Source organism: Micromonospora sp. WMMC264, from assembly GCF_027497275.1.
Classification (GTDB): Bacteria; Actinomycetota; Actinomycetes; order Mycobacteriales; family Micromonosporaceae; genus Micromonospora; species Micromonospora chalcea.
The window spans coordinates 331,341-343,548 of sequence record NZ_CP114907.1; the positions used below are offsets into that span (position 1 = coordinate 331,341).

Below are 12,208 nucleotides of genomic sequence, written 5' to 3' on the forward strand. Positions count from 1 at the left end.
GGGCGGAAACCACCCACATCAGGAGTCGATGATGACCGACGTGCCGCGCGTCGTGCTGAGTGCGCCCTCCTCGGGTCACGGCACCGGCGCCGTCTCTCTCGGCCTGCTGGCGGCCCTCGCCGACCGGGATCTCCCGGTGGCCGGCTTCAAGGTCGGGCCGGACCAGGTGGACGCGGCGTACCTCGGGCTCGCCGCCGGCCGTCCCGGGCGCACGCTCGATCCGAGGCTGGTCGGTCCGGAGCGGATCGTCCCGCTCTTCGCGCACGGCGCGGCCGGGACCGGGTTCGCCCTGGTGCAGGGGACGATGGGCCTCTACGACTCGGTCGCCGGGCGGCCGGAGAGCGAATCCACGGCGGCGGTGGCCACCGCGCTGCGCAGCCCGGTGGTGCTCGTGGTGGACGTGGCCGCGATGGGCCAGTCGGTGGCCGCGCTGGTGCACGGCTTCCGGGCGTACGACGACGAGCTCTGGCTGGGCGGCGTGATCCTCAACCGGGTGGCCTCGCCCCGGCACGAGGCGCTGCTGCGCGAGGCGCTCGACGACGTCGGCGTGCCGGTCTACGGGGCGCTGCGCCGGCACGAGCTGCCGCCGGTGCTGCCCGCCCGGCGGTACGGCACCGGTCCCGTGGTGCGCGGCGACGCCGACGCCGAACGTGGCGTACGCCGGCTCGGGGAGGCGGTGGCCGCCACCGTCGACCTCGACCGGCTGCTGGTGCTGGCCCGGTCCGCCCCGGCGCTCACCGTTCAGGCGTGGTCGCCGGAGCCGGCCGACGCCCCGGCGGCGTCGGCGGAGCGCCCGGTGGTCGCGCTGGCCGGCGGCCCGGCCGGCGCCTACAGCCACCCGGAGGTCGCCGAGCTGCTGCGCGCCGCCGGCGCCGAGGTCGTCACGCTCGATCCGCTGCGCGACGAGGCGCTGCCCGCCGGGGCGCGGGCGCTCGTCGTCGGCGGCGGGTTGCCCGAGACGTACGCGGAGCAGCTCTCCGCCAACCGCCGCCTCTGCATCGCGGTGGCCGAGCTGGCCCGCTCGGGCCGTCCGGTGATCGCCGAGGGGGCCGGCCTGCTCTGGCTGGCCCGGGAGCTGGACGGCCTGCCGATGTGCGGCGTGCTCGACGCGGTCGGCACGGTCCGGGACGGCCTGGTGGTCGGCTACCGCACGGCCACGGCGGTCACGGACAGCGTGGTGGCCCCGGCCGGTACGACGGTGACCGGGCACAAGCAGCACGCGGCAGTGCTCACGCCGCGCGCCGGTGAGCGGCCGGCCTGGCGCTGGGAGGGCGGCAACCCGGAGGGGTTCGTCCGGCAGGCCGTGCACGCCTCGCAGCTCGTGCCGCACTGGGCCGCGCACCCGGACGTCGCGGCCCGGCTGGTGGCCGCCGCGCTTGCGCCCGTGCCGGCGCCCGCCTGACCGCAAGGTGACGGAAACGTCGATCAAGGAGCTCGCGTCGGCGGATCAGGCGATCCGGACGCAAACTCCTTGATCGACTACCCGGGCGCACCCCCGGGCGGATCGGGGCGGGTCAGCCGACTATCTGGTCCGAGGGTGGGGTGAACTGGCGGGTCGGCTGACCCTTCAGGGAATCCCGCAGGGTCTGCGCCACCGCGTTCACCGGGATCTGCGACTGCCCGTCACCCACCGCGTTGAACGGATTGTCCGGGTCGGCGATGAAACTCGCCGCCGCGAGCTCCGGCGTGTAGCCGACGAACCACGCCGACCGGGTGCTGTCCGTCGTACCCGTCTTGCCGGCGACCGGCCGGCCCACGGTGCCGCGGACGCTGTCGGCCGTCGACCAGCCGCCGCAGCTCCCCTTCGCCGGGGTGTCGCCGGTCGGGCAGCGCGCCGCGTCCGTGGCGGCCCGGGCCGCGTCCGCGTTCACCACCTGGCGGCACCGCGGCTTGGCGACCTCCCGCTGCACCCCGCCCGGCGTGCTGTACGTGGCCGGTGTGCCGTCCCGGTTCATGATCGCGTTGACCGGGATCGCCTCGCAGTAGCGCCCGTCGGCGGCGATGGCGGCGTACGCGTTCGCCATCTCCAGCGGGGTGGCGTCGGAGACGCCGAGCGTGAACGCGCCCCACTTCTTCGCCTTGCCCGGCGACGCCTGTTCCTTGTCCACGTCGGTACGCCAGCGCAGCCCCAGTTGCTCGGCCAGCCGCACCCCGGCGTCCGCGCCGATCTTCTCCTCCAGCTGGACGAAGTAGGTGTTCACCGACTTGCCGAACCCGGACCACATGGTCTGCCGCCCGGTCATCGCGCCGCTGGCGTTCGACGGGGCCCACCCGTCGTAGACGGCCGACTTGTACGTGTACGGCGAGTCGTACGCGGTGGACAGCGGCATCCCGGCGTTGAGCGCCGCGAGCATCGGGAACATCTTGAACGTCGAACCGGCCTGGTAGCCCGGGAGCGTCCCGCCGCCGAGCAGCGGCGCCACCGTGTTCGGGTAGTTCGCCTTGACCTTCGGTCCGGCCTCCGGGTTCGAGCTGTTCGGGTTCTCGGCCAGATCCAGCGAGTAGTTCCGGTTCACCGCCATCGCCTTGATCCGCCCGGTGCCGGGCTCGGCGACCACGATGCCGTTCGCGAACGGGCTGCCGGTGTTGTCCTTGGCGCCCACGTTCTTCTCCGCCGCCGCCTGGGTCTTCGGATCGAGCGCGAGCACGATCCGGTAGCCGCCGCGGCGCAGCTTGTCCATCCGTTCCAGCCGGTTCTCGCCGAACGCGGGCTGGGCGCTCCACCAGTTCTTCAGGTAGTCGCAGTAGAAGCCCCAGCTGCGGTGCCCGCCGTCGATCGCGGCGCAGTCGTTGGGCGGGTCGGTCAGCTTCAGCTTGATCGGCTGGCCCTTGGCCGCCGCGGCGGCGTCGGGCGACAGGTAACCGAGGCGGGCCATGTTGTCCAGCACGTAGTTGCGCCGGCCGGTGGCCTCCTTCTGGTCGGAGGTGATCGGGTCGTACTCCGACGGCGACTTCACCAGCCCGGCCAGCGTGGCCGCCTCGACCGGGGTGAGTGTGGCCGGGGTCTTGGAGAAGAAGATCTGCGAGGCGGCGTAGATCCCGTACGCGCGGTGGCCGAAGTAGGCCGAGTTGAGGTAGCGCTCCAGGATCTGTTCCTTGGTCAGGTGCTTCTCGATGTCCAGCGCCATGCGCATCTCCTTGACCTTGCGCAGGCTGGTCTGCTGGGTCGCCTCCTGGACCTCCTTGGGCGTGGTCGCGCTGTCCCGCAGCGCCATCCGCACGTACTGCATGGTGATCGTCGAGGCGCCCTGGGAGACGCCGCCGGATCGGGCGTTGGAGACGAAAGCTCGCGCCACGCCCTTCGGGTCGACGCCGTGGTGCTGGTAGAAGCGGTTGTCCTCGGCGGCGACGATCGCCTGCTGGATGTTCGGCGACATGTTCTCGATCTTGGTGTACTGCCGGTACTCCTCGTAGAACATCGTCAGCACCGTCTTGCCGTCCGGCGCGTAGACGTACGAGGTCTCGGCCGGCAGCGCGGTCTTGAGGATGCTCGTCTTCTGTTCGATCGCGTGCGCGGTGGCCTTGGCCCCGATGCCGGTGACGGCGACCAGCGGATACAGGGCGGCGGCGACCACGATGCCGGCGATCAGCCCGGCGCGGAGAAGAGGAACGAGACGGCCAGCGGAAGCAAGGGGACGACTGCTCACGGGGTCAAGCTATGACATTTCCGATTCGGAAATGAGAAGAACTCATAAACCGGCGGACCGTGACGCGACCCACGCCGGGATGCGCTGTCCCGGGCGGCGGCTACCCGGCAGGATCGCGGACATGCCCGCACCATCGACCGGGAGCGCCGCCGCGCTCGACGAGCCCGACCTGGGCCACCACGGGGACGCCGAGGCCACGCCCGGCCTGGTCGACCTGGCGGTCAACGTGCGCCGCGCCCCGATGCCGGACTGGCTGGCCGACCCGGTCACCGCCGCGCTGGGCGACCTGGCCGCGTACCCGGACCCGGCGCCGGCCCGCGCCGCCGTCGCTCACCGGCACGGGCGACCCCCGGAAGAGGTACTCCTCACCGCCGGCGCCGCCGAGGGTTTCGTCCTGATCGCCCGCGCGTTGTCCGGCGTCCGCCACCCCGTCGTGGTGCACCCCCAGTTCACCGAGCCGGAAGCCGCGCTGCGGGCCGCCGGGCACCGGGTGGACCGGGTGCTGCTCGACCCGGCCGACGGCTTCCGCCTGGACCCGGCGAGCGTCCCGGAAGACGCCGACCTGGTCATGATCGGCAACCCCACGAACCCGACCTCCGTGCTGCACCCGGCGGAGGCGATCGCCACGCTGGCCCGCCCCGGACGGGTGCTCGTGGTCGACGAGGCCTTCGCCGACACCACCACCGCGCCGGGCGTCGACGGCGAGCCCGAGTCCCTGGCCGCGCGTCGTGACCTGCCCGGCCTCGTGGTCGTGCGCAGCCTCACCAAGACCTGGGGCCTGGCCGGGCTGCGGATCGGCTACCTGCTCGGCGACCCCGCGCTGCTGGCCCGGTTCGCCGCCGCGCAGCCGCTCTGGGCGGTCTCCACCCCCGCGCTCGCCGCCGCCACCGCCTGCGCCGCGCCGGCCGCCGTCGCCGCCGAACGCGCCATCGCCGCCGAACTCGCCGCCGACCGCGACCACCTGGTGGCCCGCCTGTCCGGCCTGCCCGGGGTACGCGTGGCGGGCCGCCCCGCCGCCGCCTTCGTCCTGATCCACGTGGCCGGCGCCGCCGACGTACGGGAGCGGCTGCGCGCGCACGGCTGGGCGGTACGCCGGGGCGACACGTTCCCCGGGCTCGGCCCGGACTGGCTCCGGATCGCCGTACGCGACAGGGGCACCACAGACGCGTTCATCGAGACGCTGGCACGGATCCTGGAGGCATGATGCTGGAGTCCACAGTCGCGGCGATCCGGCCGCTGGACGAGGCCGCCATGGCGGCGGCCCGCGAGTTGCAGGGGCGGCTGACCAAGCCCGCGGGCTCGCTCGGCGCCCTGGAGCTGCTCTCGGTACGCCTCGCCGGGCTGGCCGGCGCCTGCCCGCCGCCGCTGCCCGAGCCGGCCGCGGTGGCGATCTTCGCCGGTGACCACGGCGTGCACGCCCAGGGCGTGACCCCGTGGCCGCAGGAGGTCACCGCCCAGATGATCGCCAACTTCCTGGCCGGCGGCGCCGTGGTGAACGCGTTCGCCCGCCAGGCCGGCGCCTCGGTCACGGTGGTGGACGTCGGCGTGGCCACCCCGATCCCCGGCGCCGAGTCCGCCGACCCGGCCGGGCCGCGTCTGGTGTCCGCGAACGTCCGCGCCGGCACCCGCGACATGACTGTCACCGCCGCGCTCACCCGGCACGAGGCCCGCACGGCCGTCGAGACCGGTATCCGGGTCGCGGGCGAGCTGATCGACGCCGGGGCGGGCATCCTGCTCACCGGCGACATGGGCATCGGCAACACCACCCCGTCCGCCACGCTCATCGCCGCGTTCTCCGGCGTCGACGCCGAGGCGGCCACCGGCCGGGGCACCGGGGTCGACGACGAGACGTACGCCCGCAAGGTGGCGGTGGTGCGGGCCGCGCTGGCCCGGCACGAGCCCGACCCGGCCGACCCGCTGGGTGTGCTGGCGACCGTCGGCGGGCTGGAGCACGCCGCGCTGACCGGCCTGATCCTCGGCGCCGCCGCGCGCCGGGTGCCGGTGCTGCTCGACGGCGTGATCGCGGTGAGCGCCGCGGTCGCCGCCGCCGCGTTCGCGCCGGACGCGGTGGGCGCCATGGTGGCCGGGCACCGCAGCGCCGAGCCGGGCGCCACGGCGGCGCTGCGGCACCTCGGACTGGAGCCGCTGATCGACCTGGGGCTGCGGCTCGGCGAGGGCACCGGGGCGCTGCTCGCCCTGCCGGTGGTCACCGGCGCCGTCCGGGTACTGCACGAGGTGGCGACGTTCGACTCCGCCGGGGTGGCGGAGAAATGACCGGACCGACGTCGCCCAGCCCGTACCCCCTGGGGTTGCGGCTGGACGGGCGGCGCGTGGTCGTCGTGGGCGGGGGAGCGGTCGCCACCCGGCGGGTGCCGGCGCTGCTCGACGCCGGCGCGGACGTCCTGCTGGTCTCGCCCGAACTGACGCCGGCGCTGCGTGCCCACGTCGACGCCGGGCGGCTGCACTGGGAGCCGCGCCGGTTCGCCCCCGGTGACCTGGACGGCGCGTGGCTGGTCCAGGTGGCGGTGGACGACCGGACCGCCGCCGCCGCGGTCAGCGCCGCCGCGGCCGAGCGGCGGATCTTCTGCGTACGCGCCGACGACCGGACGGCGGCGACCGCGTGGACGCCGGCGGTGACCCGGCACGGCCCGGTGACGGTGGCGGTCCTCGGTGGCGGCGACCCCCGCCGCGCGATGGCAGTCCGCGACGCCGTCCGGGAGTTGCTCGGAAGGAAGGGCCCCCCGTTAACGCCTGCGGTAGAGGAAGGGACCCCTGTTAACACCGGCGGCCGCGTCGCGCTCGTCGGATCCGGTCCGGGCGACCCGGAGCTGATCACCGTGAAGGGATGGCGGCTGCTCACCGAGGCCGAGGTGGTCGTCGCCGACCGGCTCGTGCCCGGACTGCTCCTGGACGAGATGCGCCCCGACGTCGAGCTGGTCGACGCCTCCAAGATCCCGTACGGGCCGTCGCGCGCCCAGGAGGAGATCAACCGGATCCTGGTGGACCGGGCCCGGGCCGGCAAGGTGGTGGTACGGCTCAAGGGCGGCGACCCGTACGTCTTCGGCCGGGGCGGCGAGGAACTGCTGGCCTGCGCCGAGGCGGGCGTACCGGTGACTGTGGTACCCGGCGTGACCAGCGCGATCGCGGTGCCCGAGGTGGCCGGCGTGCCGGTGACGCACCGGGGAGTGGCGCACGAGTTCACAGTGGTCTCCGGGCACCTCGCGCCCGACGCGCCCGCGTCGCTGGTGCGTTGGGACGCCCTGGCCGGGCTGCGCGGCACGCTGGTGATCCTGATGGGGCTGAAGAACCTCGCCGCGATCAGCGCCACCCTGATCGCGCACGGCAAGCTGGCGGACACCCCGGCCGCGGTGATCCAGGAGGGCACCACGTCGGCCCAGCGCACGCTGCGCTCCACGCTCGGCGCGGTCGCCGCCGACGTCGAGGCCGCCGCCCTGCGCCCACCCGCGATCGTGGTGGTAGGCGACGTGGTGCACGCCCTGACCCCCGCCTGACCCTCCGCCCTCGCCCTCGCCCTACGCCGCCCCGCCCCGAGCGCGTCGATCTTGCACTTCGTGCCCGCGGGATGCCCGTTTCGATCACCTTTGCCCGGGCCGCAACTGCAAGATCGCGGGGGCGGGGCGGGCGGGGCGGGCGGGGCGGGGCGGGGATGGTACGAGGGCGGCGGCGGGGACCGTTGGGTCCCCGCCGCCGCCCTCGTACGGCGTTACTGCTTGAGCATGTTGTCCAGCAGCAGGGCGCAGCGGATCAGGCCCAGGTGGCTGTACGCCTGCGGGTGGTTGCCCAGCCCGCGCTCGGCCAGCGGGTCGTACTGCTCCGGCAGCAGCCCGGTCGGCCCGGCCGTGTCGACCATCTGGGTGAACAGCTCCTCCGCGTCGCTCCGGCGGCCGGTGCGCAGGTACGCCTCGATCAGCCACGACGTGCAGATGTGGAAGCCGCCCTCCCGGCCGGGCAGGCCGTCGTCCCAGTGGTACCGGTAGACGACCGGCCCGCTGCGCAGCTCCGCCTCGATCTTGAGCACGGTGGAGAGGAAGCGCGGGTCGTCACCGGCGAGCAGCCCGGAGATGCCGATCCACAGCGACGAGGCGTCCATCTCCTCGTAGCCGTAGGCGACGCTGTACGCCTCGGCCTCCGGGTGCCAGCCGTGCTCCAGCACGTTCGAGGCGATCCGGTCGCGCAGCTCGACCCACTCGGGCCGGTCCTCGCCGCCGTGCCGCCGTACGACGTGCAGCGCCCGGTCCACAGTCATCCAGAGCATGACCTTGGAGAAGACGTGGTGCCGCGGGGGGAGGCGGGCCTCCCAGATGCCGTGGTCGGGCTCGTGCCAGCGGCGGCGTACCGCCTCGACCATGTTCTCCAGCACCCGCCACTCGTCGTCCCGGATCGAGCCCCGGGCGTCGGCGACTGCCGCGATCAGGTCCGCGACCGGGCCGAACACGTCGAGCTGGAGCTGGTGGTTGGCGAGGTTGCCGACCCGTACCGGCCGGGAGCCGGCGTAGCCGGGCAGCGTGTCGATGACCGCCTCGGCGCCCAGCTCGAAGCCGTCCACCGTGTAGAGCGGGTGCAGCCGCTCCGGGTGCCCGCCGGTGCGCTCGACCACGCCGTCGATCCAGCGCAGCAGACCTTCGGCCTCCTCGGTGGAGCCGAGGTCGACCAGCGCGCGGGCGGTCATCGCGGCGTCCCGGAGCCAGCAGTAGCGGTAGTCCCAGTTGCGGACACCGCCCAGCTCCTCGGGCAGCGACGTGGTGGCCGCGGCGAGGATCGAGCCGGTGGGCTCGTGGCAGAGCCCGCGCAGCGTCAGCGCGCTGCGGGCGACCAGGTCCCGGGCGGTGGCGGGCAGCCGCAGCGAGGCCACCCAGTCCTTCCAGGGCTGCTCGGCGGCGGCCTGCCGTTCGTGCACCGGCAGCCGGTGCGGCTCCAGGCTCTGGGTGCCGAAGCGCAGCTCCAGCACCACCTGGCCGCCGGCCGCCGACAGGTCGACCACCGCCTTCGCGGTCTCGTACCCGGCGTCGTTGGTGACCTCCCACTCGACGCCGGGGGAGTGCAGCGCGACCGGCTCGTTGGAGCCGAGCACCAGCAGGCCGTCGTCGAGCGGCTGGAGCTGCACCGCGACCTGGCCGAACTCGGGCCGTGGCGCGAACTCGACGCGGGCCCGCCCGGTGCCGCTGAGCACCCGGACCAGTGTGGAGTCGCCGCTGACCACGGCCGGGTCGTCCGGCGTGGTCTGCCGTACCGGTAGGTCGAGCCAGTCGGTCACGGTCAGGCCGGACCAGCGGGTCTCGACGGTCATCGTGTTGCTGCGGTAGCGCTGGCCGAGCGGGATGCCGCCGCGCTCCGGGCCGACCGTGAAGTGCCCGGCCGGGCTGCCGCCGACCAGGTCGGCGAAGATCGCCGCCGAGTCCGGCTTCGGGTGACACAGCCAGGTGATCTTCGCTTCCGGCGTGACGAGCGCGACGGTACGGCCGTTGGCGAGCATCGAGTGCCGCTCGATCGGCACCGCCCGCTCGCCGAACAGCCAGTGCCGCCGCGTCTCCAGCAGCAGCCCCAGTGCGCGGGCCGCCTCGATCGGCTCGGACACCCGGTAGTCGGCGCGGGTCTCGCCGGGGCCGATCTTGATGCCGACGTCCGGCCCGGTCAGGTTGCCGAACGCGTTCTCGTCGGTGACGTCGTCGCCGATGAACAGCACCGCGCTGGCGGCGAGCTGGGTCCGGAGCTGGTCGATCGCGGTGCCCTTGTTGGTGACCACCACCGACAGCTCGATGACTTCCTTGCCCTGGGTGACCGTCACGCCGTCCCAGGTCGCCGGCCCGTTGCGGACCGCCTCTACGGCCCGGGCGGCGGTGTGCGGGTCGACGCCGCGGGTGTGTACGGCGACGCTGGCGGGCTTGCGTTCCAGGCGGATGCCCGGATGCTCGGCGGTGATCTCCCGCAGCGCCTCGCGGAGCCGGTGCCGGACCGCGATCAGCTCGGGGGTGAGGCGCTCGACGAAGCCGATGTCGAACTCCGAGCCGTGGCTGCCGACGAGGTGCACCTCGCTGGGCAGCCGGGAGAGCGTGGCCAGGTCGCGCAGCGCGCGGCCGGAGACCACCGCGACGCTGGTCTGCGGCAGCGAGGCCAGAGCGCGTACCGCGGCCACCGACTCCGGCAGCGGAACGGCCTTGCTCGGGTCCTCGACGATCGGCGCGAGCGTGCCGTCGTAGTCGCAGGCGACCAGAAGCTGCGGAACCCGGGCGATGCGGCCGATCGCGGCACGCAGTTCGGGATCCAGCACGCCGCCGTGTGCGGCGGCGAGGGCGGGCGAGGTCACGCAGCCTCCGTATCTCCGACGCCGAGCTCGCTGAGGAACGACTTGGCCCAGTGGCCCACGTCGTGGCTGCGCAGATGGCGTTGCATGACGCGCATCCGGCGGCGGGCTTCGGGCTTTTCGACATGCACGGCCCGCAGCAACGCGTCCTTCACCGCGTCCGGGTCGTGGGGATTACACAGGAACGCCTGGCGCAGCTCGGTGGCAGCGCCGGCGAACTCACTGAGCACGAGCGCGCCGCCCTGGTCGGCGCGCGATGCGACGTACTCCTTGGCCACCAGATTCATTCCGTCTCGCAGCGGGGTCACCATCATGACGTCGGCCGCGACGTACATCGCGGCCAGTTCGGAGCGACTGTACGACTGATGCAGATAATGCACTGCAGGCACGCCGACCCGGCCGAATTCACCATTGATCCGGCCAACCTCGCGTTCCACCTTCACCCGAAGTGCCTGGTAGTGCTCCACACGCTCGCGGCTGGGCGTGGCGACCTGCACCATAACCGCGTCCGGAACTGTCAACTTTCCGTCAGCGAGGAGTTCGCGGAAGGCCTTCAGGCGGAGTTCGATGCCCTTGGTGTAGTCGAGCCGGTCGACGCCCAGGATGATCGTCTTCGGGTTGCCCAGCTCCTCGCGGATCTGCTTGGCGCGGGCCTGGATCGCCGGGTCCTCGGCCAGCCGCTCCATCTCCTTGGTGTCGATCGAGATGGGGAACGCGCCCGCCTTCACCTGCCGGCCGTCGACCTGGATCATCTGGCCCTCGTAGCGCAGGCCGAGCAGGTGCCGGGCCAGCCGGACGAAGTTCTGCGCCGCCAGCCGCTGCTGGAACCCGACAAGGTCCGCGCCGAGCAGGCCGCGCAGGATCTCGGTGCGGAACGGCATCTGCATGAACAGCTCGATCGGCGGGAACGGGATGTGCAGGAAGAAGCCGATCCGCAGGTCCGGCCGCAGCTCGCGGAGCATCGCCGGCACCAGCTGGAGCTGGTAGTCCTGGACCCAGACCGTGGCGCCCTCGGCCGCCACGTCGGCCGCGGCCTCCGCGAACCGGGCGTTCACCAACCGGTACGCCTCGCGCCAGCGCCGCTTGTACGCGGGCGTCTCCACCGCGTCGTGGTAGAGCGGCCAGATCGTCGCGTTCGACTGGCCCTCGTAGTAGCGCTCCAGCTCCTCGGCGCTCAACGGCACCGGGTGCAGGCGGATGCCCTCCAGGTCGAACGGCTCGGGCGCGGCGCCGGTGCCGCCGGCCCACCCCACCCAGGTGCCCTGGTGCTCGGCGAGCACCGGGTGCAGCGCGGTCACCAGCCCGCCCGGGCTGCGCCGCCACTGCCGCCCCTCGGGTGTGCTCACCTCGTCGACCGGCAGGCGGTTGGCCACTACGACAAAGGAGCTACGGACGGTCACGATCGGCCACCTCCGGGTACTGACGGGTCCACCGCGATGAGCGTACTGAGCGTAGCTGCGGCCTCTGTTCCCCCGTGCCGGAGTTACCTACCCGTCCCAGAACCGCCGAACCCACCGCGTGATCTTGTCGACACCGGTGGCTCAGAGGTCGATGATCGGCCACTCCTTCGGCAGCACCTCACCGAGCAGCTCCCGCCGGTCCGTCACGATCGGCACGAGCGGATTGGCGGCGGCCTCCATGGCCAGCTGCGCGAGATCCATCCGCCCGGTCATCCGCCGCGACCAGCCTCCGAGGTAGGCGCACATGTCAGGTTCCACGGGGGTGATCTGCACCTGCGGCAGGGCGGCCAGCAGTTCCAGAAGCTCCCACTGCGGAGCCGTGGCCTGCTGATGGGCATGCGCCAGGCAGAGGGCGGGCACCAGCACGTCACGCGCGTAGTCGGCGGCCTCGGCGATCCTCGCACCGACGTCCTTGGCGCCCGAGGCATAGGCCAGCAGCGCGGCCGTGTCGAGCGCCAGGCCGAACTGCGTCACCGCCGCGCCTTCGCCCTGGCCGCAAGGACCTCCGACTGGAGCCGGGTGGCCCGCTCACGAAGCTCGGGCGTGATACTCGCGGTGAGCTGCTGCATCTCCGCGTGGGCCCGGGCCACGTCCTCGTCGGTGATCGTGACACCGGCGCGAGCGAGCAGCACCCGCGTCTGCTCGCCGGCCATCTGCCGACGCACGGCGCGCGCTACGAAGGCGGACACGTTCGGCTCCTTGGCCAGCCGCTCCGCGACGTCGTCCGGCAGGCTCACGGCGATCTTCTTGGTCATACGCCAAGGCTATTCAGTCATACC

9 protein-coding genes are annotated in these 12,208 nt (G+C 73.4%); 4 read left to right on the forward strand and 5 right to left on the reverse strand.

The window, feature by feature from the left end:
• Nucleotides 1–31: 31 nt before the first annotated feature.
• A complete protein-coding gene (locus O7542_RS01565; protein WP_064448657.1) occupies nt 32–1,402 on the forward strand; it encodes a cobyrinate a,c-diamide synthase in 1,371 nt (456 codons plus the stop codon).
• Nucleotides 1,403–1,514: 112 nt separating this feature from the next.
• Here O7542_RS01565 and O7542_RS01570 read toward each other — a convergent pair whose 3' ends face one another.
• Nucleotides 1,515–3,647, reverse strand: coding sequence for a transglycosylase domain-containing protein (locus O7542_RS01570; protein WP_064448656.1), 2,133 nt, complete (start codon nt 3,645–3,647; stop codon nt 1,515–1,517).
• A 121-nt stretch (nt 3,648–3,768) separates the two neighbouring features.
• Between O7542_RS01570 and cobC the strand changes: the two genes are divergently transcribed.
• Genes cobC through cobA form a run of 3 tightly spaced genes read left to right on the forward strand, consistent with a single transcriptional unit; the run spans nt 3,769 to nt 7,159 of the window.
• Complete coding sequence (gene cobC, locus O7542_RS01575) at nt 3,769–4,851, forward strand: Rv2231c family pyridoxal phosphate-dependent protein CobC (RefSeq protein WP_281605589.1); 1,083 nt, start codon at nt 3,769–3,771, stop codon at nt 4,849–4,851.
• Nucleotides 4,851–5,921, forward strand: a complete 1,071-nt coding sequence (cobT, locus tag O7542_RS01580) for a nicotinate-nucleotide--dimethylbenzimidazole phosphoribosyltransferase (RefSeq protein ID WP_281606521.1) — start codon at nt 4,851–4,853, stop codon at nt 5,919–5,921. Before cobC ends, cobT begins: the two co-directional genes overlap by 1 nt.
• Nucleotides 5,918–7,159, forward strand: a complete 1,242-nt coding sequence (gene cobA, locus O7542_RS01585; protein WP_281605590.1) for a uroporphyrinogen-III C-methyltransferase — start codon at nt 5,918–5,920, stop codon at nt 7,157–7,159. Before cobT ends, cobA begins: the two co-directional genes overlap by 4 nt.
• A 212-nt stretch (nt 7,160–7,371) precedes the next feature.
• On the opposite strand, the gene otsB is transcribed toward cobA, so the two are convergent.
• From otsB to O7542_RS01605, 4 genes are all read right to left on the reverse strand, one after another.
• On the reverse strand, nt 7,372–9,972 hold the full coding sequence (gene otsB, locus O7542_RS01590) for a trehalose-phosphatase (RefSeq protein ID WP_281605591.1): 2,601 nt from the start codon (nt 9,970–9,972) through the stop codon (nt 7,372–7,374).
• Nucleotides 9,969–11,369 (reverse strand): trehalose-6-phosphate synthase, encoded by a 1,401-nt coding sequence (locus tag O7542_RS01595; RefSeq protein ID WP_043328887.1) that lies wholly within the window; start codon nt 11,367–11,369, stop codon nt 9,969–9,971. The genes otsB and O7542_RS01595 overlap by 4 nt, the downstream gene beginning before the upstream one ends.
• Nucleotides 11,370–11,510: 141 nt before the next feature.
• Nucleotides 11,511–11,903, reverse strand: a complete 393-nt coding sequence (locus O7542_RS01600; RefSeq protein WP_051611384.1) for a hypothetical protein — start codon at nt 11,901–11,903, stop codon at nt 11,511–11,513.
• Nucleotides 11,900–12,184, reverse strand: a complete 285-nt coding sequence (locus tag O7542_RS01605; RefSeq protein WP_113974807.1) for a hypothetical protein — start codon at nt 12,182–12,184, stop codon at nt 11,900–11,902. The genes O7542_RS01600 and O7542_RS01605 overlap by 4 nt, the downstream gene beginning before the upstream one ends.
• Between the last annotated feature and the right edge of the window lie 24 nt (nt 12,185–12,208).

Excerpts from the sequence above, each read along its gene's own strand:
- O7542_RS01605 (WP_113974807.1), bottom strand. The coding sequence starts at position 12,184 with ATGACCAAGAAGATCGCCGTGAGCCTGCCGGACGACGTCGCGGAGCGG.
- cobA (WP_281605590.1), top strand. The coding sequence starts at position 5,918 with ATGACCGGACCGACGTCGCCCAGCCCGTACCCCCTGGGGTTGCGGCTG.
- O7542_RS01565 (WP_064448657.1), top strand. The coding sequence starts at position 32 with ATGACCGACGTGCCGCGCGTCGTGCTGAGTGCGCCCTCCTCGGGTCAC.
- cobT (WP_281606521.1), top strand. The coding sequence starts at position 4,851 with ATGCTGGAGTCCACAGTCGCGGCGATCCGGCCGCTGGACGAGGCCGCC.
- cobC (WP_281605589.1), top strand. The coding sequence starts at position 3,769 with ATGCCCGCACCATCGACCGGGAGCGCCGCCGCGCTCGACGAGCCCGAC.